The sequence below is a fragment of the Cyclobacterium jeungdonense genome (assembly GCF_010994275.1).
GTDB lineage: Bacteria > Bacteroidota > Bacteroidia > Cytophagales > Cyclobacteriaceae > Cyclobacterium > Cyclobacterium jeungdonense.
Genome location: NZ_WMCD01000015.1, coordinates 79350 through 102525 on the forward strand (window position 1 = coordinate 79350; position 23176 = coordinate 102525).

The 23176-nt window shown below is 45.5% G+C and carries 15 protein-coding genes and 1 tRNA gene; 11 read left to right on the forward strand and 5 right to left on the reverse strand.

The features are described from left to right. Nucleotide 1: 1 nt before the first annotated feature. A complete protein-coding gene (locus GKS34_RS21790) occupies nucleotides 2-691 on the reverse strand; it encodes a hypothetical protein (RefSeq protein WP_240459415.1) in 690 nt (229 codons plus the stop codon). A gap of 271 nt (nucleotides 692-962) precedes the next feature. Between GKS34_RS21790 and lepA the strand changes: the two genes are divergently transcribed. From lepA to lpxB, 10 genes are all read left to right on the forward strand, one after another. Next, nucleotides 963-2756, forward strand: coding sequence for a translation elongation factor 4 (lepA, locus tag GKS34_RS21795; RefSeq protein ID WP_163387112.1), 1794 nt, complete (start codon nucleotides 963-965; stop codon nucleotides 2754-2756). 108 nt (nucleotides 2757-2864) lie between these two features. Continuing rightward, complete coding sequence (locus GKS34_RS21800) at nucleotides 2865-3764, forward strand: bifunctional 5,10-methylenetetrahydrofolate dehydrogenase/5,10-methenyltetrahydrofolate cyclohydrolase (RefSeq protein WP_163387113.1); 900 nt, start codon at nucleotides 2865-2867, stop codon at nucleotides 3762-3764. Between the two features lie 61 nt (nucleotides 3765-3825). Continuing rightward, nucleotides 3826-4452 carry a 7-carboxy-7-deazaguanine synthase QueE gene (locus GKS34_RS21805; protein ID WP_163387132.1) on the forward strand — a complete coding sequence of 209 codons (627 nt, stop codon included), beginning with the start codon at nucleotides 3826-3828 and terminating at the stop codon, nucleotides 4450-4452. Between the two features lie 7 nt (nucleotides 4453-4459). Then, on the forward strand, nucleotides 4460-6382 hold the full coding sequence (locus GKS34_RS21810) for an OmpA family protein (protein WP_317167999.1): 1923 nt from the start codon (nucleotides 4460-4462) through the stop codon (nucleotides 6380-6382). A 156-nt stretch (nucleotides 6383-6538) separates the two neighbouring features. Next, nucleotides 6539-9514, forward strand: coding sequence for a SusC/RagA family TonB-linked outer membrane protein (locus GKS34_RS21815; protein WP_163387114.1), 2976 nt, complete (start codon nucleotides 6539-6541; stop codon nucleotides 9512-9514). A gap of 5 nt (nucleotides 9515-9519) precedes the next feature. Then, nucleotides 9520-10962 (forward strand): RagB/SusD family nutrient uptake outer membrane protein, encoded by a 1443-nt coding sequence (locus tag GKS34_RS21820; RefSeq protein WP_163387115.1) that lies wholly within the window; start codon nucleotides 9520-9522, stop codon nucleotides 10960-10962. A 3-nt stretch (nucleotides 10963-10965) separates the two neighbouring features. Next, nucleotides 10966-11784, forward strand: a complete 819-nt coding sequence (locus tag GKS34_RS21825; RefSeq protein WP_163387116.1) for a BT_2262 family domain-containing protein — start codon at nucleotides 10966-10968, stop codon at nucleotides 11782-11784. Nucleotides 11785-11950: 166 nt separating this feature from the next. Continuing rightward, nucleotides 11951-15397: a S8 family serine peptidase gene (locus tag GKS34_RS21830; RefSeq protein ID WP_163387117.1), complete on the forward strand. Its 3447-nt coding sequence runs from the start codon at nucleotides 11951-11953 to the stop codon at nucleotides 15395-15397. 105 nt (nucleotides 15398-15502) lie between these two features. Next, nucleotides 15503-15922 carry a 6-pyruvoyl trahydropterin synthase family protein gene (locus GKS34_RS21835; RefSeq protein ID WP_163387118.1) on the forward strand — a complete coding sequence of 140 codons (420 nt, stop codon included), beginning with the start codon at nucleotides 15503-15505 and terminating at the stop codon, nucleotides 15920-15922. A 30-nt stretch (nucleotides 15923-15952) separates the two neighbouring features. Then, nucleotides 15953-17074, forward strand: coding sequence for a lipid-A-disaccharide synthase (gene lpxB, locus GKS34_RS21840; RefSeq protein ID WP_163387119.1), 1122 nt, complete (start codon nucleotides 15953-15955; stop codon nucleotides 17072-17074). 119 nt (nucleotides 17075-17193) lie between these two features. Here the strand turns inward: lpxB and clpX are convergent, their stop codons facing one another. The 4 genes from clpX to GKS34_RS21860 form a co-directional block, all read right to left on the reverse strand. Continuing rightward, the gene (gene clpX / locus GKS34_RS21845; RefSeq protein ID WP_163387120.1) at nucleotides 17194-18423 is read right to left on the reverse strand and encodes an ATP-dependent Clp protease ATP-binding subunit ClpX; all 1230 of its coding nucleotides are present in this window, start codon (nucleotides 18421-18423) and stop codon (nucleotides 17194-17196) included. A 4-nt stretch (nucleotides 18424-18427) separates the two neighbouring features. Further along, nucleotides 18428-19102, reverse strand: coding sequence for a ClpP family protease (locus tag GKS34_RS21850; RefSeq protein ID WP_240459416.1), 675 nt, complete (start codon nucleotides 19100-19102; stop codon nucleotides 18428-18430). Nucleotides 19103-19183: 81 nt separating this feature from the next. After that, nucleotides 19184-20512 carry a trigger factor gene (gene tig / locus GKS34_RS21855; protein ID WP_163387121.1) on the reverse strand — a complete coding sequence of 443 codons (1329 nt, stop codon included), beginning with the start codon at nucleotides 20510-20512 and terminating at the stop codon, nucleotides 19184-19186. An 85-nt stretch (nucleotides 20513-20597) separates the two neighbouring features. Further along, nucleotides 20598-20679: transfer RNA gene (locus GKS34_RS21860), tRNA-Leu, on the reverse strand. A 238-nt stretch (nucleotides 20680-20917) separates the two neighbouring features. On the opposite strand from GKS34_RS21860, the gene GKS34_RS21865 reads away from it, so the two are divergent. Further along, the gene (locus tag GKS34_RS21865) at nucleotides 20918-23137 is read left to right on the forward strand and encodes a RelA/SpoT family protein (protein WP_163387122.1); all 2220 of its coding nucleotides are present in this window, start codon (nucleotides 20918-20920) and stop codon (nucleotides 23135-23137) included. Nucleotides 23138-23176: the final 39 nt, after the last annotated feature.

Sequence of the window (23176 nt, forward strand, 5' to 3'; positions counted from 1 at the left end):
CTTAGGGATAAATTTCCTGCCGTAGTCCCAGCAGCTCCGATGTGAAAAATTCATCCCAGCGTTTTTGTGCGTCGGCATTTCTTGGTTTGGTAGTTTGGGCATCGTATTGGGAGTCCAGTCTTTTCCAATTTTTGAAATTTTCCCGGATGATTCCGTTCAGTTGGTTTTTGTACTGGTTGGGATCAAATGAATAGCCATTCACATCCCGTACGATTCGGTAGCCAATGATCTGAGCAATGAAAAAGTGACCATTTTCATGATGCAATACCTGCTTTTTCGTGCCCTCGTCTGATCGGATCAGAAAATCCCGGTTCACCTGAGACAGGTCTTTCTGAAGGTGAATTTTGGCATTGATTTCCAGTTTTACGTGGTCAGGAAAGGGGTGCACCTTAAGGATCTCCACCTCGCAGGTGCTGAGGCAAATGGCGTTGATGCTACTTGTTCCGCGGATGACTTCTACCTGTTTAAAATCCTCCCAATTGAGTGAGCGGTTTGGAGACACCGTTACTTTCCCCCTTTTGGGTGGTTCTTTGGGAATCGACCCCGAAAGCAGGCTGCCACAAAATAACAGAGCGGCTGCCACACACAGAAAAGCATTTCTATTCATTAAATTCCCGTATTTCTTCTTAATAATAGCCAGTGATTTCTCTGTCCTGCGCTGAATGGATGCGGAGCCAGATGCCCGGTCCAAAATGGTTCATTTTCACCGACCAGCTTTCAATATATCCCAAATATCTGCGATTCTGTAAACAAATCCAACCTGCAAGATGGTCCCACTATAGATTACGCAGATTACCACAGATTAATTACAGAAAATGAGTTAATCCTCGCAGCTTAAAAATTTCAGAAAAAGTCTGTGAAAATCAGTGTAAATCTGCGGTGAACCAACAGAAAGGCCTACTTCTAATTAAAATCAGCAAAACCTATAAAAACGCCGGGGATTTACTAATTTTGCACTCAGTATGAACATGCAAAAAATAAGAAATTTCTGTATAATAGCCCATATCGACCATGGCAAAAGTACCCTTGCTGACCGGCTCTTGCAATTTACCAATACGGTGACCGAGCGGGAGATGCAAGACCAGCTTCTGGACAGTATGGACTTGGAACGAGAGCGGGGCATCACCATAAAATCCCATGCTATCCAAATGAAGTACCCCTACCAGGGGGATGAATACACGCTGAATCTAATCGATACTCCGGGTCATGTGGATTTTTCCTACGAGGTGTCACGCTCCATCGCCGCCTGCGAAGGAGCCTTGTTGATAGTAGATGCCTCTCAGGGAATTGAAGCCCAGACCATTTCCAACCTTTACCTGGCCATTGGTCATGATCTGGAAATCATACCGGTGCTGAATAAAATTGACCTTCCTGGCGCCCAACCCGAGGTGGTGGCAGAAGAAGTCATGGAAATGATTGGCTGCAACCGGGAGGACATCATCCTGGCTTCGGGCAAAGAAGGGATAGGCATAGAAGATATCCTGAATGCGGTGGTGGAAAAAATACCCGCTCCAAAAGGGGACGAAGAAGGACCATTGCAAGCCATGATTTTTGACTCCGTTTACAATCCCTTCCGTGGAGTGGAGGTGTTGTTTCGCATATTTAACGGCACCATTAATAAAGGAGACCGGATCAAGTTTGTGAACACTGGCAAAGAGTACGAAGCCGATGAGATTGGTATTTTAGGTATTCAGCAAAAACCACAGCAACAGCTAAGAGCAGGCAATGTGGGCTACCTTGTCTCCGGTATTAAAGTGGCCAAAGAGGTAAAAGTAGGGGATACCATTACTCATGTAAAACGACCCTGCAGCAATACCGTACAGGGATTTGAAAATGTGAAACCCATGGTATTTGCGGGGATTTATCCGGTAGAAACCACCGATTTCGAAGAACTGCGTGCCTCCATGGAAAAGTTGCAGCTGAACGACGCCTCCCTGGTCTGGGAACCGGAGACTTCAGCAGCTCTGGGATTCGGATTTAGGTGTGGCTTTCTGGGAATGCTTCATATGGAAATTATCCAGGAGCGATTGGAGAGGGAGTTTGACATGACGGTGATTACCACCGTACCCTCGGTGCAGTTTCGGGCATTGATGAACAATAATGAATACCGGATAGTCAACGCACCCTCCGACATGCCCGAACCCAATTTGTTTAAACATATAGAAGAACCCTTTGTAAAGGTAGCCATCATCACGGCAGCCGACTACGTAGGCCCTGTAATCCAGCTTTGCATGGACAAGCGGGGGCAAATAAAAAATCAGGTCTACCTGACTTCCGACCGGGTGGAACTTTCTTTCGATATGCCTCTAGTGGAAATTGTCTTTGACTTTTTTGACAAATTGAAAACCATTTCCAGAGGTTATGCCTCCCTGGATTACGAACTGATCGGTTTCCGGCAATCGCACATGGTAAGACTGGATGTGATGCTAAATGGAGAGCCAGTAGATGCCCTTTCCGCCATTGTTCACCGGGACAAAGCCTACGAATGGGGAAAACGGCTGTGTGAAAAGCTCAAAGAGCTGGTGCCCCGTCAAATGTTTGAAATTGCCATACAGGCTGCCATCGGTACCAAGGTAATTGCTCGAGAGACCGTAAAAGCCTTGCGAAAAAATGTGTTGGCTAAATGTTATGGTGGCGATATATCCAGAAAAAGAAAATTGTTGGACAAACAGAAAAAGGGGAAGAAGCGCATGCGCCAAGTAGGTAATGTGGAAGTTCCTCAGGAAGCCTTTATGGCGGTACTCAAATTGGATTAAAAGTTATCTTGGAAGGAGAGGATTGGAGATTTCCCGTACTGCGCTATTATCACATGCAAACGAAACGAATTTGAAATACCCGGCGGGTATCGGATAAAGTGAGCACAAATGGAACAAAAAGAAGGATTTACTAAAATCGACGGAAAAAAAATTTCAAGTACCATTAAGGAGGAGATTGCCGCAAAAGTTGCCGAAATGAAAGGGGAAGGGAAGCGTTCTCCACATCTGGCAGCTATTTTGGTAGGCAATGACGGAGCCAGTCAAACCTATGTAGCGGCCAAGGTTAAGGCTTGTGAGCAGGTAGGCTTTGAATCGACGCTCGTCCGAATGGAAGAAACTGTTTCCGAAGAACAATTGCTGCATGAAGTGGATAAAATTAACGCAAACCCGGAAATTGACGGGCTGATTGTGCAGCTACCCTTACCTAAACATATTTCCGTAGAAAAGGTCACGGCCAAAATCCGACCGGAAAAAGACGTGGATGGCTTTACCCCTGCCAACGTAGGGCGCATGACTTTGGGCTGGCCGGCTTATATTTCTGCCACTCCTAATGGCATTGTGGAGTTACTGAAGCGGTATGAGATAGAAACCTCCGGTAAACATTGTGTGGTAATCGGAAGAAGCCATATTGTGGGGTCTCCCATGAGTATCTTAATGGCCAGGAATGCTTATCCGGGCAACTGCACGGTCACCTTAACCCACAGCCGGACCCAAAACCTTCGCGAGATTGTTCAGTCGGCCGATATTCTGATCGTAGCCATTGGCAAAGTGGGTTTTGTGACAGGGGAGATGGTGAAAGAAGGGGCTGTCGTCATTGATGTAGGGATTCACAGGATTCCGGACGAGAGTAAAAAAAGTGGATTTAGGCTGGTTGGAGACGTGAAGTACGATGAGGTGGTATCCAAGGCAGCTGCCATCACGCCCGTACCGGGAGGGGTAGGTCCCATGACCATTGCCTCGCTGCTATACAATACCCTTCTTGCCGCTCAGGGTAAAATATACCAGTAAAAAAGACGTTTTTTAGTAATCACCAGCGGTTCAATTACCCGCTTAATCAAAAATTATGAAAATAGAAGCAGAAAGCAGGGTCAGGGAAGGATTCGTATTGCCATTAATGGAGGCATTTTATACCATACAGGGAGAAGGAGTTTATTCCGGTCAACCAGCGTACTTTATACGTTTGGGCGGATGTGATGTGGGTTGTGTCTGGTGTGATGTAAAGGATTCCTGGGAAGCCGGTAGGTGGCCTTTGGTGGAAATAGATCAAATCGTAGCCCAGGCGGCAGCCTATCCGGGGAGATTGGCCGTGATCACCGGCGGGGAACCGCTAATGTACGAACTGGGGCCATTGACAAGTAGATTAAAAGACCATGGATTTAAAATAAATCTGGAAACCTCCGGGGCTCATCCTTTTTCCGGAGCACTGGATTGGATCTGTCTTTCACCCAAAAAATTTAAATCCCCGGTGCCGGAAATGTATGCGAAGGCCGATGAATTGAAGGTAGTGGTATTCAATAAAAGTGATTTTGATTTTGCTCGAAAAGAATCCGCTAAGGTTGCTGCTTCCTGCAATTTACTTTTGCAGCCGGAGTGGTCGAAAGCGACAAAGATGATGCCGCTGATCGTTGATTTTGTCAAAGAAAATCCCTCCTGGCGGATTTCGCTTCAAACACACAAATTCATGGAAATCCCCTAGTTTATATATGATGCGGCAAGTCCTCCTTTTCTTCTTGTTTTTGCTGGCTACCTGCATTCAGGTTTCCGGTCAGGAGTATTCCATTATTGACAAACGGGCAATAAAATATTTCGAAGAAGGGGAAGTCTTTCTCAGCAGAAAGCAATTTCCCGAAGCCATGGAAAAATTTCAGGAAGCTTATCAAAGGAGTAAGGATTTCTACGAAGCTTATATCCGCCATGCCCAAACCCTCCTAAGCAGCGGAAGACCTGAGGAAGCATTGGAAGTGGTGAACTTGGGCCAAAGCAGACTTTCTATTAAGGACAGTGATTTTTTCCGCGGTCAATTGGGCTGGTTAAATGGGCAGATTTTATTGGAAATGGGGCAGTTTACGGAGGCTTTACAGGTAATTCAGGAAAGCCGAGCATTTTTCACAACGGAATTTCTGGAATCCGATCACTACCAGCAAAAAAAACAGCAACTTGAAATTATTGAAGAAGGCATCCAAAACCCACTGAACCTTCGGAAAGAAAAGCTGCCGGCACCTTTGAATCGATTCCAATTACAGTATTTCCCGGTTTTAACGGCTGACGGCAGGCGAATTTTTTTTACGAAACGGGATGGTACATCGGTTCGGGATCATGAGGACATTTTTTTTTCCAATTTCGAAAATGGGGAATGGACTGTTCCGGAACCCATCTCGCTGGCTATAAATACGCGTTACAACGAAGGAACCTGTACCATTTCTGCCGATGGTAACCTGTTGATTTTTACTTCCTGCGATACGCCGGACTCCTTTGGGAGTTGTGATTTGTACCTGACCGAGCGAGTCAATGGCTCTTGGCAAAGACCGCTGAATATGGGTAGAAGCGTTAATTCACGTTTTTGGGATTCTCAGCCCTCACTGTCGGCGGATGGGAGTACCCTGTTCTTTTCTTCTAACAGGCCTGAGGGAGAAGGAGGGAATGATATTTGGTATTCCAGGAGATTGGAAGAGGGGCAATGGTCTGCTGCCACCAACCTGGGTAAGGAGGTAAATACTCCGGGAGATGAGGTTTCTCCGTTTGTTTTTTTTAACAATACCGTTCTTTTTTTCGCCTCTGATGGGCATGCGGGATTTGGTGGAAAAGATATATACATGAGTAAGCTCAAAGCGGGAGGTTTTGACTACCCCGAAAATTTGGGCTACCCCATAAACGACCAGAAAGATCAACTGGCTCTTTTCATCGCGGCTCAAAAGGATTACGCATACTATACTGAAAACAGTTTTCATCAAGGCAGGGTAGATAGTTCCTTTTTGTTTCGCTTTGATTTCCCGGAGTCGATTGATCTGGGGGAGAAGCTGATCGTGACAAAAGGTAGGGTGGTCAATGAGCAGACCGGCGAGCCGGTAGAAGCCATGCTCTCCCTGGTCAATCTTGACAACGACAGCACTTTGTACCGTTTCCGATCCGAGGGAGAGGAAGGTACCTTTACCATGATTTACCCGGATAGTGCTTTTTCAGGGTTGTATGTGGAAAAGCAAGGCTTTATGCCCAAAATATACAATGTGGAAAGGGATAGTTTGAAAAATAAAAACAACCTGGAAGTATTCCTGGAGCCGATTTCCTCCGGAAGTCATTTTGTGTTTGAAAATGTATTTTTTGATTTTGACGATACCAGTTTAAAGCCTGCTTCGGTAAGTTCATTGAATCGCCTGGTAAAATTTTTGAAAGCACATCCTTCCCTTGCTATTACTATCGCAGGGCACACGGACAATGTAGGTACTGAATCGTATAATCGAACCCTTAGTACCAAAAGAGCCGAAACGGTGAAGGATTTTTTGCTGGCTTCGGGTATTGTGGAATCACGACTGGGCACGGTGGGAAAAGGGGCTTCAGAGCCACTCAGGCCTAATGATACCGAGGAAAATCGGGCCCTGAACCGAAGAATAGAAGTGATAATTCAATAAGTTGGTCTTTAAAAAGCGCAATTTGATAAACCGAATGGTACTTTCAGCGTTTATATTTTCATAAAACGAACCGATCATCCGTTTACTTTCCTGCATTGATTGGAATATCCATGGAATTTGTATAAAATTGATTGATTGTTCACTTCAATTAATATCATGAAGAAAGCTTTACCACTCATTTTATTGTTCCTTTTTCTGGCCTCCCTGGCACAAGCGCAAAGCAGAACCGTTCGAGGAACGGTGACGGACGCTGAGGAACAGTTACCGATTCCTGGAGTGACGGTAATGGTAAGAGGTACCAATACCGGTACTGTTACCGATATTGATGGAAACTACCAGATTGACGTGTTTGAAGGGGACAATGCATTGGTTTTTCGATTTGTGGGAATGCAATCCCAAACCGTTAGCATAGGAAACCGGGATCGGGTAGACGTGGTGTTAAGTCCCGAAGTGACCTCCTTGGATGAAGTGGTGGTGACATCCTATGGGGATCAGACCCGGCGGGAAGTGACCGGTTCCATTGCTTCGGTAAAAGGGGAAATATTTCAGGACTTGCCCATGCAATCCTTCGACAGGGCCATGCAGGGCAGAGTGGCAGGTGTTCAGGTAACTGCCGGGTCCGGTCAGCCTGGAGGAACCTTAAATGTACAAATCCGGGGTGTAGGTTCGATCAATGCCGGTACGCAGCCCTTATATATCGTTGATGGGGTTCAGGTAGCTTCTGGTGGCCTTTCCGGCCAGGGACCCCAAAATGCGCTTGCTTCCATTAATCCCAATGATATAGAATCCATTGAAGTGTTCAAGGATGCGGCAGCCGCTTCCATCTATGGGGCGCAAGCAGCCAACGGGGTGGTGTTGATTACTACGAAACGGGGGAAACAGGGAAAAACGAAAGTCCGGGTTTCTGCGCAGGAAGGTCTTGTTCAGCCCCTCGGTTTTTACGATGTGATGAATTCCAATCAACTGGCATCTATCAAACGGCAAGCGTATATCAATGCCGGTCTAAACCCCGGTGATGCCGAAAACATCTTCGGGAGCCCTAGTGATACCGATATTCAGAATTCCAATTGGGTAGATGCTCTTTTCAGAGATGGCAGGTTAAGCGTTTACGATGTTTCCTTGTCAGGAGGGGATGAACGTTCCCAGTTTTTTATCTCCGGATCCCATACCTTCCATCAGGGACAGATCATCGAATCTGACTATTCGCGTACTACCGGAAGGATGAATCTCTCACATAATATAAATGATAAATTCAGTATCAACGCAAACCTTTCCCTTTCCAGGCAGATTACCAATGGCACCATCGACCGGGGAAACTTTGTCAATAGTCCCTTTGTGGCCGGCTATGTTTCCAGACCCAATGTGCCCATTTATAATGAGGACGGGAGTTTTGCGGAATATCCTTCCGAACACCTATTTGGTTACAATATTGTACAGGGGGTGCGGCAGGAATTGAGAACCGGAACCAGTTATCAATCCGTTTCCAATTTACAATTTACCTATAAGATACTTCCCTGGCTAGGATTTACCGCTTTTGGCGGGATTGACTTTTCCGACAATAGAGATGAAAATAACCGGCCTTCTACCATTCCTGCCTTTGCCAGCTACGGGGGATCCTCCACCTTTGTTGACCGAAGAATTGTTAACTCAAACGGCAATGCCAATTTTAATATCAACAGAAAATTTGATGAGGTACATACGCTTTCCGGAATTTTGGGTTACGAATACAAGATGGAAACCCAGGAAAACACCTCAGCAACAGGCAGGGGCTTTCCCAACCCTGTTCTGCGGTACCTTCAAAATGCGGCGCAGCCGTTTGAAGTAGGCGGGTTTTATACCGAGTATGCACGGTCTGGATTTTTTGGCCAGGCCAAGTATGATTTTGACGATAAATATACGTTTGACCTGACCATCCGGCGGGATGGATCTTCCCGTTTTGGAACCAATACCCGTTGGGGGAATTTTGGGGCGGTTTCGGCGGGGTGGAGAATTTCCTCTGAGAGGTTCATGGAAAATGCATTATGGGTGGATAATTTGAGGGTAAGGGCTTCCTATGGCGTTACCGGTAACTCCAATATCGGCAATTTTGAATCCAGAACGCTGGTAGGATCGGCCGGGCAGTATTTAGGAGGTGGAGCGCTTCGCTTTGTACAACTGGGGAACGATCAACTTACATGGGAGGAATCGGTCTCTACCAATTTTGGAGTGGATGCTACCCTTTTTAATGGTCGCATTATCGCTACCGTAGATGTTTGGAGAAAAGACTCCAGAAAATTATTGTTTGAAACACAATTGCCCATCGATTCCGGATTTGGATCCATCACCCGTAATACCGGAAAGGTCCGAAATGAAGGAATAGATTTTGATTTGCAAACCACCAATGTAATTTGGGGCAAGTTCCGCTGGTCAACGGCGTTCAATACCTCCATTTTTTCCAACGAATTGCTTGAGCTTTATGAAGGGCTAGACCGTATTGGGAATGACCTGATCGTAGGGAAACCAATTAATTTTTATTACGGCTACGATTATGCAGGTGTCAATCCAGCCAACGGCTCTCCGATGTATTTTGATGAAAACGGAGAATATACCTATCTGGTAGCCGATGACGACCAGAAATACATAGGAAGTGCCCTGCCCTGGACTTACGGTGGTCTTTCCAATACCCTGGCCTATGGGCCGGTAAGCCTTGAAATCTTCTTCCAATACCAATACGGAAACCTGGCCTTCAATCAGGATCTTTACAACCTGGCGCAGGCAGGCTCAATCGGACAGGATAACCAGACCGTGGACCAGTTGTATTTTTGGAGAACACCCGGACAAATTACCAATGTGCCCCGGCCCTATGAAGGGGGACGAATCCCAGGTCATTCGGGTTACCAGCAGTTTTCAACCAAGCAAGTTTCGGACGGCAGTTACATACGCCTCAAGCAAATAACGCTGAACTATAATTTGCCCCAAAGCCTGTTGTCCAAAGCACGTATTGAAGAAATGAACGTGTTTGTTCAGGGGCTTAACCTTTGGACCCTGACCAAATACAACGGACTAGATCCGGAGGTAAATTCCATCGGAGATACCTATGGAACGTATCCTACTGCCAGGCAGATTACCGCAGGTATTAACCTTACCTTTTGATAGTGATGATAAAAAAGATCGAAAATAGTTTCTATTATTCCATTTTGGTCCTATTTCCCATGATGGCCTGTACCGACCTGAACACTACCCCCAGGCAAAGTCTGACACCCGAGGTGGCATTTAACGATGTGTCCGGGTACCAGTCGGTAGCGAATTCGATGTACAGCAGGGCGAATAGCTTCAGTTATTATGGTCAAACCATGATGATTGCTCCGGAAATTTTAGCAGACAATCTACGATTGGTAGCGAATACAGGCAGGTATCAGGGGGAAGAAGCGAATGGAGACAGGGACCACATTGCCATTTGGAATGGAGTGGTTTATGGAGGGATAAACGATGCCAACCTGATTATCGAAACCATAGATGACGAAAGTGTGGAGGGGGATGAGGATCAAAAATCATTCATTAAAGGGGATGCCTATTTTATGAGGGCCTTGTTTTATTTTGACTTGTGCAGGGTTTATGGATACGAGCCTGGCAGAGAGGTGAATGGCTTTGATTTGGGGCCAATTTTACGATTGACTCCGACACTTGTCGCTTCGGATGCCGATTTCAGAACCAGATCGACGGTTGAGGAGGTATATGCACAAATTGAAAGCGATCTGATCGCCGCCATTCCATTAGTGGGGGCTGTTCCCATTGGCTCAGAAGGGGTCTACTATGCAAATGCCGGCGCTGCGCTTACCTTATTGGCGCGGCTTTACCTCTATTGGGGGCGCATGGAAGATGCAGAGGCGGCAGCCACATCAGCCATGAACCTGCTAGGATTACGTACCAATGGTGATGGATTATCCGAAGCCGAGCAATACGTGCAGGGTTTCTCTCGGGCACCTCACCCGGAATCTCTTTTTGAACTCGAACTCCGGCAGGTGGATTGGAGCAGTGTGGATGGAGTAAACAATAGTTTGAATTCCCTGGTTTCGGACAACGAACCAGCGGCCCAGTTCATCATAGGCGCTTCTAACGACCTCATTGCCGCTTATGAAGAAGAGGACGTTCGCCGGGATTGCTGGAGAGAAACGACGCGGGAAGGGATCGAAGGTCCGGTATATGCCAGCAGAAAATGGACCGGATACAAAGGGGACTTTTTGGAAAACCTCCCAGTCATTCGGGCAGCAGAGCTCTATTTGATTCGGGCCGAGGCCAGGTATCAAAACAATCCCCAGGGAGCAAGGGAAGACATCAATGCACTGCGCTCCAAACGTGGGCTGGGACCAGTAGATAACCTGCTGTCTGGAGAGGCTTTGCTAAACCGTATTTTGCTGGAAAGAAGGCTGGAATTTGCGTTAGAGGGCCACCGTTTCTTTGATCTAAAAAGAAATGGAAGAGATATAAGCAAACACGGAGATTTTCTGGAGGTACCTTATACCGATTACCGGATTCTGGCAAATATTCCACTTGAACAAATTCAATTAAATGAAGACCTTGAGCAAAACCCAGGATATTGATATATGGCTACTAAACTAAAAACCGTTGGATTTTTCCTGTTGCTGGGCATGGCTTTCTGGATCTCATCTTGTATGGATGAATCCGGGTTTAACATCGTTTGGGAAGGCAGGGAGGTGGAATTTGATGATGCCTCCCGACCTAATAATTCCATTCAGAAAATCATGACTAAAACAAATGATAATCAGGTAGACCAGGAGTTTGTTCGGGTAAACCTGGTAGGAGCTCAGGTAGATCAACCGGTCCCCGTACTATTAGGGGTAGACCCTACCTCAACAGCAGTGGAAGGGGTGCATTACCGCTTGGAAGATAGAGAGGTAACCATCCCCGCCAATAGTAGTTTCGTGGACGTACCTCTGGAAATTTTGACAGGAAACCTGGCTACCGACGAAATGCCTGATTTAACCTTAACCATTCTGGATGCTGGCGAAACCAAAATAAGCACCAATTACTTTCAACTAACCATCGAAATCAGGTTATCCTGTCCGTCAGATTTAGAGGGCGTATACAATACGGTAACCGTAGGCACTGGTGGTACAGTGAATTACGAGGTCACAATAACCGAGTTGGAACCCTTCACGTACCGAATTTCAGATATTACGGGAGGAGTTTATTCGCAGGTATTTGGTGCAGAGGACAATCCTGCGGTCTTCACCGAGCTATGTGGTGAAATTACCATTACCGACCAACCCGACCTGGTTTTTGGGGAAGATACCTTCAACGGCACCGGAAGTGTCAATGAGGATGGCACCATACGTATTAGCTGGAGAACCGAGGAATCGGAGGAAAGCGGCGTGACCACCTTGACCCGGGTGGTGGAATAGGACGGCCTAGGTCCCAGTTTCAAGAAGAAAAGAAAAAAGCCTGGTAAATTATCAGAGACTTACGGAGAAATTCAGATGAAATCGAGTATGACGCAAGCGACACACAGAGGGATGATTAAAAATCATGCGAGATTTCATATGGTTCCTGAAAAACAATTATAATCGTATGAAAAAAACGCTCATATTGATTGCCTTTCTGCTTACCGGAGGATTGAGTTTTGCTCAAATTTCTGGTGATTCGGAAGGAGGAATGCGAAAAGTTAGGGCGGAACTGTTCCAAAACCTGCAGGAAAACCTGCAACGCTATCGCCTTCAACCCGCCGAAAAAGAAAGCATTGCAGCGCAATTAGGCATACCGGTTCGGATGCGACTCGCCGATGAACGGATAGCTGTTTTTCAGTACCTGGATGATGAAAATCATCCGGTTTATTATACGACTCATAATGTAGCGGCGGCCCAGGCAACGGGTACCAGGGCATTGCAGCAGGGAGGCGGTTTGAACCTGGACTTGTCTGGGGCTGGCATGGTCATCGGAATCTATGACCAAACCCGTCCCAAGGCTACGCACAACGAATTTGGTAACAGGGTTACTCAAATCGATGGATCTACTGAGGAAATCAGTAACCACGCCACCCACGTGACGGGGACTATTCTGGCATCCGGAAACAACGGCAATGCCCGGGGAATGGCCAATCAGGCCACCGGCTGGGCGTTCAACTGGGATGCCGATATTTCCAAAATGAGTCAGAACAGTTACGATCCCGATCTCAATCCTCAGGGACATCTGGTGTCGAATCATTCCTATGGATTTTTGATGGGGTGGTTTCGGGATAGTAACAATAATTGGTCCTGGGCAGGAAATGAAGGTGTAAGTGCGGATGAAGATTACCGTTTCGGTTTTTATACCACCAAAGCCCGAGAGATCGATCAACTTGCTTATAGCAAACCCTATTACACCATCGTGTGGGCTGCAGGTAATGACCGCTCGGATGTGGGAGACGGATCCCGGGATGCGGACGGTCCGGATGATTCCATTGGCCCGGAAGGCGTCTCAAAAAACAGCCTGACCATTGGAGCAATCAATATGTTAAATGATTATGCCGGTCCATCCGATGTAATCATGAGCTCCTTCTCCAGTTGGGGCCCGGTGGATGATGGCAGAATAAAACCTGATTTGGTAGGAAAGGGTGTGAACGTGTTTAGTACTGCCATTTTGGAATCCAATGGGGCGGACAGTTATGCCAATCTCAGTGGTACTTCCATGGCCACACCCAATGTGTCCGGCTCTCTTTTGCTCTTACAAGAGCTCTATAACAATCGGAATGCAGGCAGGTACATGCACTCAGCTACTGTCAAAGCACTGGCCATACAAACGGCGAAAGAAGCAGGGATGAATCCTGGTCCCGACTACATGTTTGGGTGGGGGCTATTGGATACGGAGCAAGCCGCCAGGATGATCATTGATGAGGATGGCAGTTCTCGAATAATCCGCGAACAAGACCTTCAGCAAAACAGCGTATATGAGTTTGAATTTATTTCGAATGGTATCGAACCCATCAAAGCCACCATTGCCTGGACTGACCCAGCAGGTACGCCTCCATCGCCGCGGTTAAATCCGGTGGACTTGATGCTGGTAAATGACCTCGACCTACGGATAATTGCAGAAAATGGAACTACCTACTTCCCCTGGTCTTTGAATCCCCTCGACGGTTCTACTGCTATAGCGAACAATCAAAACGATAATTTTAGGGATAATGTAGAGCAAATACAGATAAACAACCCATCTCCCCAGCGGTATACCCTGCGGGTAAGTCATAAAGGGACGCTGACAAACGGGCAACAACCTTTCAGTTTGGTGTTTTCAGCAGGGGTATCGGATGGTCAAACAAGTACCTTGTATTGGATAGGAGAGGACGGCAATTGGGACAATCCCCAAAACTGGTCCTTGAGCAGCGATGGGCTGGCGGCAAACCAAATTCCCGATGAAGGTACCCGCGTGGTTATTGACCGAACGATTTCTCAGGAAACGATTTCATTGTCCCAAAATACCGATGTTTTCAGTTTGAATATTTTTGGAGATAACCCCTGGGTATTGGATTTGAATCAAAATGAGCTGTTGATCAGAAACGGGTTCCGATCCAGCAATAACCTTACGGAGATTCGTGAAGGAAGGATCCATTTTGAGGGCGCGGAACAAAATGAAAATATATTGGATTTTGGCCGACTAAATTTGGCCAATACAGATCTGATATTTGACGTGGGAAGGTGGAGGGTGCTTTCCCTACCCGAAGTTAACCGTTTGCAAATAGCAGAAGCGCAGGTTGAATTTGCCATGGATTCACTCGCTGTAAATGAATTTGAAATGACTGGGAATGCGACACTAAGGGGTAATCTGGGAACCCTGGAATACGCTGAAAGCTTTCGTATTTTAAGTACGGCTACGCTGGAGTCAGAAATGGCGATCGTTTTTACGGGAGAAGCCGGCGTATATGAAGATTTTGCTGCCAATACGGTGGCTAGTTTAAGAAATTTGGGAGGACAATTGGAAATTGCGGCCTCGGGATTAATTCGGCGCCTGGAACTCAATGGGAAAACCCTGATTAGTCAAAATGATACGGAGGTTGACGCCCTCGAGCTGCAAGGAGGAGCCCAATTAGAACTTACAAATGGCCAATCATTTATCGTCCGCGAGACAGTAAGCCATTCTGCTGGGAATAACGTGCAGACTTTGATTCGTTCTTCCGGAAAAGCTACCTTCGTTCACGAACCTTATAAGAAATATTGTTTTGAAAGGCTGAGTGTAGAAAATGTGGATTTAATGGGAGCATCGCTTATCAATCTTGATCCCCAATCCTCCGTCACCAATTCCGCTAATTGGAGCAATATCGATTGTGATAACGTGCTGTTTGCCAATTTTGAAGTGCAATTTAACTGTGCCGGTGGTCTTACCGAGTTTATTAACTTATCGGAGGGAACCATTACGACTTACCGCTGGAATTTCGGAAACGTTGGAAGTTCCACGGATAGCCAGCCAACATTTGTTTTTGCTAATTCCAGAACGTACAATGTGAACCTGGAAATATCCGGTCCAGGCGGTACCGCTGATTTTAGCCAAGAGGTCACCATTAATTCCAATTCCTTGAGAAAACCGGAAATTGTAGCCAATGGATCCCAGCTCACGTCAGCTTTACCCGCCTCCTCCTACCAATGGTATAATAACGGCGAATTAATTGAAGGAGCTACCGGCAGGTCCCTTCAGGTTCTGGATGGAGGAGCCTATCAGGTTGCGGTGGTCGATGACCAATGCAACCGTATCTCCGATATGGTCGTGGTGTCGAGTACAAGTGACGGGACTTTTGCAGGCAGAGCCGGATATTCCATAGGTCCCAATCCGGTTGGGGACCGGCTTTCCCTTTTTATCAATAACGATTACCGCGGGGAAGTCTCCGTGAGGATTTACGATGCAATGGGAAGGGAAAAGCAACACAACTTTTTTTCCAAGAAAGCAGCTGGTGCGGAATTTATTATGGAATTTAACCATTCTCCAGGCTTGTATCTGGTGCATGTAGAGGCGGCAAAGGAAATACATACCTTCAAAGTGACTAAAGAGTAGTAAGCCTATTTAGTCGGAATGGAGGCGCTTAGTTAGTTTCCCCGGGCTGGCGGATGGTTTTGCTTCATTTTTATGTAACTTTGTGGCTTCAATTGAATAGAAGCAATGGTACACGTTTGTCGGAAAGAACACTTTAATGCAGCCCATAAATTATGGAATCCGAAATGGTCCGAAGAGAAAAATAAATCTGTTTTTGGGCCCTGCGCTAATGAAAACTGGCACGGTCATAATTTTGACCTGATTGTCACCATCAAGGGAAGGCCGGATGAGGAAACCGGCTTTGTGGTTGATTTGAAGCAGTTGAGTACGCTGATCCGTAGGGAGGTAATCGACAAGGTCGACCACAAGAACCTCAACGTGGACGTGCCGTTTATGACCGGGAAAATGGCCAGTTGTGAAAACCTGGTGATGGAATTCTGGAAAATACTCCAGCCGCTGGTGGATGAACTGGTCAAAGAAGGGGGCTTGTACAAGCTTACCCTGTATGAAACCCCCCGAAACTTTGTGGAATATTATGGTGAGTAATCCTTACCTTAACCAACAAACCCAAGACAGTTGAATTACTACATCATCGCAGGGGAACGATCCGGTGACCTGCATGCTTCCAACCTGCTGCATTGCCTAAAACAAGTGGACTCCAAGGCGGAATTCCGAGGCATGGGTGGGGATTACATGGAGGGAGAGGGTTGTATCCTGGTGGCACATTATCGGGAAATGGCCCTGATGGGATTCTTGGAGGTATTGCTTCATTTTCGGCGGGTAGTTAAGTACCTGGATAAAATCAAAGCAGACCTTCTGAAACACCGCCCGGACGCATTGATCCTGGTTGATTTTGGCGGATTTAATATGAAGATGGCTGCTTTTGCCAGCAAAAACGGGATACCTGTTCATTATTACATCGCTCCTAAAGTGTGGGCCTGGAACCAAAATCGGGCTTTTAAGCTTAAGAAATACGTCGATCATCTGTATTGCATTTTGCCGTTTGAACCGGAATTTTTCAAGAGATTTGATTGGCAGGTAGCATACGTGGGTAATCCCCTTTTGGACGAGAAGAGGAAATTCAAGCCCGATCCTGATTTTTTGCAAAAGCACCAGATCCACGCCGAAAAGCTGGTGGCGCTGCTGCCGGGAAGCAGGAAGCAGGAAATCAGGCAAATGCTGCAAACCATGATTGCCTTGAAATCCGAATTCAAAGAAGTGGATTGGGTGGTGGCTGGGGTAAAAAACCTTCCCGGGGAAGTTTACGACGAAGCGAAGGCAGCCGGGCTGAAGGTTGTCTTTGACCAAACCTACGATGTCTTGTATCATGCCCGGGCAGCGATCGTTACTTCCGGAACGGCGACCTTGGAAACGGCCTTGTTTGGGGTACCTCAAGTAGTGGTTTACAAAACCAGTGGGATCACCTATGCGATTGCAAAAAGATTGGTTCGGGTACCTTTTGCTTCCTTGGTCAATTTAATTACAGGAAAGGAAGTGGTAAAAGAGCTTATCCAGACGGATTATTCGCCAGCAACCGTGAAACGGGAATTGGAGGTTTTGCTTCCCGATGGACTCAAACGACAGGCCCAATTGGAAGGATATGGATCCGTAATGGAAAAGATTGGGACAAAAAAGGCCTCCAGGGAAACGGCCAGCTTGATTTACGGATCACTGCTGGGACCTCAGAAAATTAACTAAGAATTACTGCAATAAATCGTAGTTATAACTAACATCACCTCGTCAATTATTAATCCGATAAAAAAAGCCCCTCGTGCTGACGAGGGGCTTGAATACATTAGGGAAGAATATTCCTGGTATCAGGCTACCTGAAGTTTCTTAAATTTCGATTTCTCAAATTGGGAACTAGCATATTCCAGGTCGACGACCAGCGTTTGCTTCCCTTCTTCAGAAGGCAATTCGTACATGGCATCGGTAATGATGGCCTCACAAATGGATCGAAGCCCTCTGGCTCCCAAATTAAATTCCACTGCTTTTTCCACGATAAAATCGATTCCCGATTCCTCAAAGGTAAGAGTGACATCCTCCATGGCCAGCAATTTCTCATACTGTTTGGTTAATGCATTTTTAGGTTCCGTCAGTATTCGCTTAAGCGTTTCTTTGTCCAGCGGGTCCAAGTGGGTAATTACTGGAAGCCTGCCGATCAGTTCCGGGATTAGCCCGTACGCTTTGAGATCCTGAGCGGTCACGTATTGCAGTAGGTTATTCCTGTCAATTACTTCGGTTCCCGTTGATTTCTTACTGAATCCCATGGGTTGAGTATTTAATCTGCCAGCAATATGCCTTCCGATCCCATCGAATGCGCCACCACAAATAAACAGAATATTTTCGGTGTTGACCGAGATCATTTTTTGATCCGGATGCTTTCTACCTCCCTGTGGGGGCACATTGACCACCGTACCCTCCAACAACTTCAACATGGCCTGCTGAACACCTTCTCCACTGACATCACGGGTGATGGAAGGATTGTCCGATTTTCTAGCGATTTTATCCAGCTCATCTATGTAGACAATGCCTCTTTCCGCTGCTTCCACATTGTAATCGGCTGCCTGAAGCAAACGGGTAAGGATGCTTTCTACATCTTCCCCTACGTAACCAGCTTCAGTAAGAACGGTTGCGTCGGCGATACAGAATGGAACTTCCAGCGTTTTAGCGAGGGTTTTGGCCAGGTAGGTTTTGCCAGTACCTGTATCTCCCACCATGATGATGTTGGATTTTTCGATCTTCACATCATCGTCTTTTTCTTCTTTTTGTCCCAGTCTTTTGTAATGATTGTAAACCGCCACCGTAAGCACTTTTTTAGCCTCCTGCTGTCCTATCACGTATTCGCCCAGGTAAGCAGTAAGTTCTTTTGGCTTTTTCAGCTTGAATTTTGGTTTTTTGGACTGTTTTTTAGTTTTGTCCTCTTCTCCCAAAATCTGGAAAGCCTGTTCGATGCAATAGTTACAAATATGTGCAGAAATGCCGGAGACCATCAGGTCTACGTCTTTTTTATTTCTGCCACAAAAGGAACACGTTACTTGAGCCATGCAGTTATTCTTTTTCTTTTCGCGTCAATACTTCGTCAATCAAGCCATATTCTTTGGCTGCAGAAGCCCTCATCCAGTAATCTCTGTCTGAGTCCCTCTCAATTTCTTCTATGGTTTTACCACTGTGCTTTGCCAAAATTTCGTACAATTCAGTTCTTAGTTCCAATATTTGCTTGACGGTAATTTCCATATCCTTAGACTGCCCCTGCATTCCTCCGGATGGTTGGTGGATCATAATACGTGAATGCGGCAAAGCTGCCCGCTTGCCGGCGGCGCCTCCTGCCAATAAAACGGCGCCCATGGATGCTGCCAAACCCGTACAAATGGTACCCACCTCTGGGTTGATATAGTGCATGGTATCGTAAATACCAAGACCTGCATATACCGATCCTCCAGGGCTATTGATGTACAATAAAATGTCCTTTTTGGAGTCAACCGATTCTAAAAACAAAAGCTGTGCCGTGATGATATTGGCAACATGATCATCTACTCCCGTTCCCAAAAATATGATCCTGTCCATAATCAATCGGGAAAAAACATCTATTTCCCTGAAATTCGTAGGGCGCTCTTCGATCACCGCGCGGGTCATGTTTTCTACAGACTCGGTGTATTGGTCAAAGGTGTTTCCGCTAATGCCTTGTCCTTTTACCGCAAATTTTCTGAATTCTTCTTTATTCATCGTTTATTTTTTTATTGCACAGATACAAAAATAAAAAAAGCCCTTACAAAAGGACTTTTTATGAACAAATAATTTTTACAATTAGTTTTCGAGTAGTTCTTTAAACTTTTCCACACCGATCTTTTCTTCCTTTGGCTTAACCTGTTCCCGGACAAAATTCAGAACCTTTTCATTTTGAACAGCTGTTAACATTTGCATGTAATTTTTGCCTTCGTTACCCTGCAGGTAGTTCTGCAAAAACATGTCCATGTTTTCCTCCATCTGAGAACCCATCCCGGAAGAGGCAAGTTGTTCACGGATCATCGCTTTTGTTTTTTCAAGAACATCCTCGTGTTCCGCTTTGATTTCATTTTCTTTGGCAATCTGATTGGACAGCAAAGACCAGCTCAATTGATTAGCATAAGCTGGAAATTCTTTTTCTACGTCTTCTTTGCTGAACTTTCCTTCGTTCGCTCGAACCAACCATTCTTTTAAAAAGTCTTCTGGAAGATCCAGAGGATGGTTTTTAATAAGGCTTTCCTTAAGTTGCTCTTCGTTATAAACCGTTACCTCTTTTTGGTAATTTTCCGTTAGAATGGTTTTAATCTTTTTCAAAAACTCGGCTTCAGTGCTTACCTGATTTGGACCGAACACCTTGTCAAAAAGCTCCTGATCTAAGGTAGCCTCTTCCGTACGATTGATATTCTGTACGGTAAACGTGAAGTTGCCCTGCAGTTTTTCGGCATCTTCTTTTGCGATATTCAGTGCTTCAGCCAAATCACCTTTGATTGCCTTGGAGGGGTCGAAGGAAATGCTGTCTCCTTTTTTCACGCCCAGGAATTTTTTAACAGAGCGTCCGTCCATATCTTTTAGGGGGAGTGAAAGCGTTTCTTCGTAACTTCCGTCATCTGCCTTCAGGTCGCCATACAGGAAATCATTTTCCCCGCTCTCTTCTGGGTTGGTCATTTTCCCATATTGTTTTTTGATATTGTCCAACGCCACATCTACCTCTTTATCGGAAAGCTCAACCGTATAATTTTTTGCGTCAAACTTCTGGTCAAGGTTCACATTGATTTTATCAACAAAACCAATTTTATATTCGAATTCGAATTCTTTTTGCTTTTTCCAATCGATCGATTGGGAATCTTCTTCAAGGGGGAGTGGATCTCCCAATACCTCAAACTCCTGTTCTTTCAAGTAATCGTTCAGGGATTTGGACAATATGCCATTGATTTCCTCCAACAAAACAGAAGTGCCGTAGAGGTTTTTAACCATTCCAAATGGGGCTTTACCAGGGCGAAAACCCTTGATGGTGGCCTTTTTGGCGTAATCTTTTATTTTGGCATCAACTTTTGATTGATAGTCAGCTTCCTCCAGTTTTATTTTGACGGAGGCTTCGTTGGCCGCATGTTTGTCTAATGTAATTTCCAAGGGATCTGTATTTTGTGTTTACCAATAACAAAAACCCTCCATCCTGATTCACCAAAAAATCAAGATCGAGGGATTTTAAAGGTTGTGCGGATGGAGGGACTCGAACCCCCATGCCTCGCGGCGCTAGATCCTAAGTCTAGTGCGTCTACCAATTTCGCCACATCCGCAATAAATAAATAATAAGTATTTTACTTATATCACCTTAAAATATAAAACCGTTACAATTGGTAATCTTTGGTCTTATCTTCCGGTAGATTGTTTTTTGATGATATACCGGTGTTTTTTTAATGTGGATGCAAAGGTAATCATCAATTTTAAAGTTTCAATATCTTAGTCTAAAAAAATTTAAAATATTACTTTAAGATTTGATTCCATCGACGGGATTAATTTTATAACTTGTATCGTATGATCAAAGTTGATGTAGACGAAGAAAGGAAGGAAATACTCAAAAGGTATCGCAAACTGCTGAAAGTCGCCAAGCCCTTGTTAAAAGCCGGCGATGCCAAATTGATCAAAAAAGCGTTCAATGTGGCCAGTGAAGCTCATAAAGAGATGAGGCGAAAATCCGGAGAGCCTTATATTTATCATCCCCTGGAAGTAGCCTTGATTTGTGTGGAGGAAATTGGTTTGGGAACTACGAGTATTATCTCCGCCTTACTTCACGACGTGGTAGAGGATACGGATCTTGAGCTTGAAGATATTGAGCGCGAATTTGGTATTAAGGTAGCCCAAATCATCGACGGTCTGACGAAGATAGCAGGAGTCTTTGATTATGGTACCTCCCAGCAGGCGGAAAATTTCCGAAAAATGCTGATTACCCTCTCGGATGACGTGCGGGTAATTCTTATTAAATTAGCAGATAGGCTAAATAACATGCGGACCCTGGAATCGATGCCCAGGCACAAGCAGTTAAAAATTGCCTCCGAAACAAAATTTCTTTATGCCCCGCTCGCACACAGGTTGGGTTTGTATTCCATCAAGTCGGAATTAGAGGATTTACATTTAAAATTCGTTGACAGGGATGCCTATGAGTTTATTATCAAGAAAATAAGTGACTCCAGGCTTTCCAGGAATAAGTTTATTAAAAACTTTATCGCACCCATAGAGAATGAATTAGAAGATCAGGGGTTTAAGTTCTTGATAAAAGGGCGGCCAAAATCCGTGTACTCCATTTACAATAAAATGAAGTCTCAGAACATACCCTTCGAGGAGGTTTTTGACTTGTTTGCGATTCGAATCATCATTGATACTCCCTATGAAAACGAAAAGGCGGATTGCTGGCAGGCATATTCTATTGTGACGGACTTCTACCGTCCTAACCCCGACAGACTGAGAGATTGGATCAGTACTCCACGGGCTAATGGTTACGAATCCTTACATACGACAGTGATGAGCCAGACCGGGCAGTGGGTCGAGGTGCAGATTCGGACCCAACGGATGGACGATATTGCCGAACGAGGGTATGCCGCCCATTGGAAATATAAGGAAAAGGAAAATGCTCCCGAAAAAGCCGCCGGAAGTCTGGACGAATGGATCACCCAGGTGCGGACCCTGTTGGAGAATAACGATGGCTCCGCCATCGAATTCATGGATGATTTCAGGGGGAATTTGTTCCAGGATGAGGTATTTGTTTTTACGCCAAAAGGGGATTTGAAAGTAATGCCTTTTGGGGCCACCGCCCTTGATTTTGCGTTTGAGATCCATTCGGAAGTGGGGGCCAAATGCATTGGAGCGAAAGTGAACCAAAAACTGGTGTCCATTGGGCATAAATTAAAAAATGGAGATCAGGTAGAAATCCTTACATCGAATAAGCAGAAGCCTACAGAGGATTGGCTGAAATCCGTTGTGACCTCCAGAGCAAAGGCAAAAATTAAAGATGCCCTCAAGGAGGAGAAAAAGGGATACATGCTCGACGGAAAAGAGATCGTTCAAAGAAAGCTAAAGCAGATGAAGATAAATTTCTCCTCTGAAATCGTAGAGCAACTGAGAGCCTTTTTCGAGACTAAGACCACCTCGGAGTTTTATTATAAAGTAGGCCGCGGAATCATTGATCCGACGGCCATAAAAAGCTTCAAGGACTTTAAGCAAAAGAAAAAATCCAGAAAGAATCCCTTACTTCACGTAACGGACGAAAAATCATTTACAAAAGAGATCAAAAACCTGAAAGGGCCCGATCACGACCAGCTACTCATTGGAGAGGACATGGATGTGGTGGATTATATCCTGGCAAAATGTTGTAATCCCATTCCCGGCGATGATGTTTTCGGCTTTGTGACCGTTAATGAAGGAATAAAAATTCATAGAACAGCCTGCCCGAATGCGCTGGAGCTTTTATCCAATCATGGTAACCGGGTAATTAAAGCTCGATGGACCAGCCAGCAGCAAATTGCCTTTTTAGCAGGACTCAAAATAGTGGGAACCGATAGGGTGGGGTTGATTAGCGATCTCACGAAAGTAATCTCCAATGAACTGAAAGTAAACATGCGCTCTATAACCGTAGATTCTGACAGCGGAATTTTTGAAGGAAGTATCAAGCTGTACGTTCACAGTACCCACCACCTCGAAAAACTCATCGACAACCTTTCCAGGGTACCTGGCGTTCTGAAAGTGGCGCGATTCGATTAGCCAGAGGAAAGCCGCCTTTTTAAAATAAGAACTGTATAT

What these genes read in the sequence shown, in the direction of transcription:
- lepA (WP_163387112.1), top strand. Translation starts at nt 963, where the DNA reads ATGAACATGCAAAAAATAAGAAATTTCTGTATAATAGCCCATATCGAC.
- GKS34_RS21800 (WP_163387113.1), top strand. Translation starts at nt 2,865, where the DNA reads ATGGAACAAAAAGAAGGATTTACTAAAATCGACGGAAAAAAAATTTCA.
- GKS34_RS21810 (WP_317167999.1), top strand. Translation starts at nt 4,460, where the DNA reads ATGATGCGGCAAGTCCTCCTTTTCTTCTTGTTTTTGCTGGCTACCTGC.
- GKS34_RS21815 (WP_163387114.1), top strand. Translation starts at nt 6,539, where the DNA reads ATGAAGAAAGCTTTACCACTCATTTTATTGTTCCTTTTTCTGGCCTCC.
- GKS34_RS21820 (WP_163387115.1), top strand. Translation starts at nt 9,520, where the DNA reads ATGATAAAAAAGATCGAAAATAGTTTCTATTATTCCATTTTGGTCCTA.
- GKS34_RS21825 (WP_163387116.1), top strand. Translation starts at nt 10,966, where the DNA reads ATGGCTACTAAACTAAAAACCGTTGGATTTTTCCTGTTGCTGGGCATG.
- GKS34_RS21830 (WP_163387117.1), top strand. Translation starts at nt 11,951, where the DNA reads ATGAAAAAAACGCTCATATTGATTGCCTTTCTGCTTACCGGAGGATTG.
- GKS34_RS21835 (WP_163387118.1), top strand. Translation starts at nt 15,503, where the DNA reads ATGGTACACGTTTGTCGGAAAGAACACTTTAATGCAGCCCATAAATTA.
- clpX (WP_163387120.1), bottom strand. Translation starts at nt 18,423, where the DNA reads ATGGCTCAAGTAACGTGTTCCTTTTGTGGCAGAAATAAAAAAGACGTA.
- GKS34_RS21850 (WP_240459416.1), bottom strand. Translation starts at nt 19,102, where the DNA reads ATGAATAAAGAAGAATTCAGAAAATTTGCGGTAAAAGGACAAGGCATT.
- GKS34_RS21865 (WP_163387122.1), top strand. Translation starts at nt 20,918, where the DNA reads ATGATCAAAGTTGATGTAGACGAAGAAAGGAAGGAAATACTCAAAAGG.